Raw genomic sequence first — 1,066 nt, 5'->3', positions numbered from 1 at the left:
GAACTACAGTTTCGTCGCCCACAACTACCTTCTCGGCACACCAGAACTGACGGCTCGGCCGGATTGCCACCGGCCGACTAAGACTCTGCGAGTATGAGTGCATGGAGCTGCGCCATCTTCGCTACTTCGTCGCGGTCGCCGAGGAGCGCCACTTCGGCCGGGCGGCCGAGCGGCTCCACATGGCGCAGCCGCCGCTGTCGCAGCAGATCCGCCAGCTCGAGGCCGAGCTCGGGCTGACCCTGCTTACCCGGACGACGCGACGGGTCGACCTGACCCCGGCCGGGGCTGCGTACCTGGAACGGGCGCGGGAGATCCTCGGCGCCGTCGACGCCGCCGCACACGAGGCGGCCAGCATCGCCTCGGGGCGGCGCGGACGGCTCCTGATCGGGTGCGTCGGGTCGGCGACGTACTCGCTGCTCCCCGAGCTCGCCCGCACCCTGCGCGCAGAGCTGCCTGAGGTGGAGTTCGGGTTCCGGGGCGAGATGCTCTCGCCGGACCAGGCCGCGGCGCTCGCCGACGGGACCCTCGACCTTGGCCTGCTCCGCCCGCTACCCACGGACAGATCCGGGGGCACCGCCCTTTCGATCACCCACCTGCGCCAGGAGGCGCTCCTGGTGGCGATGCCGAAGGACCACCGGTTCGCGGCCCGTCGTCGCGTACGTGTCGCCGACCTCGACGGGGAGGACCTTGTCATCCACGCCGGCAGCGGCCGCTCGGCGATGAACGCGATGATCCAGAGCCTCTTCGACGAGGCCGGGATCGACACCCACATCGCCCACGAGGTCGCCGAGACCTCCACCCTGGTCACCTTCGTGGCCGCCGGCCTCGGGATCGCCATCGTCCCCGAACCCACCGCGGCCCTGGCCGTCCCGAACGTCGTCTACGTGCCGCTCTCGGGAACCCCCGGCGTCGAGCTCGTCGCCGCGACCCGCGCCGGCGACGAGAGCCCCCTGCTCACCCGCGCGCTGGCGATCCTGGCCGACCTCGGCACCAGCTGACCAGCCGAGTCGGCTCGTTCTGACGCGAACCGATGCCGAGTCGGCTCGTCATGACGGGCCGACTCGGC

At 71.7% G+C, this 1,066-nt stretch carries 1 protein-coding gene; it reads left to right on the top strand.

Going from position 1 to position 1,066, the window contains the following annotated elements; translation table 11 throughout:
• Positions 1-101 precede the first annotated feature (101 nt).
• Positions 102-998, top strand: a complete 897-nt coding sequence (locus tag ACFV9G_RS30025) for a LysR substrate-binding domain-containing protein (protein ID WP_378733160.1) — start codon at positions 102-104, stop codon at positions 996-998.
• Positions 999-1,066: the final 68 nt, after the last annotated feature.

This window comes from Nocardioides sp. NPDC059952 (genome assembly GCF_042730435.1).
Classification (GTDB): domain Bacteria; phylum Actinomycetota; class Actinomycetes; order Propionibacteriales; family Nocardioidaceae; genus Nocardioides.
Note: the sequence above shows the minus strand (reverse complement) of the source record. Positions and strands in the feature narration are given on the sequence as shown.

What these genes read in the sequence shown, in the direction of transcription:
- ACFV9G_RS30025 (WP_378733160.1), top strand. Translation starts at nt 102, where the DNA reads ATGGAGCTGCGCCATCTTCGCTACTTCGTCGCGGTCGCCGAGGAGCGC.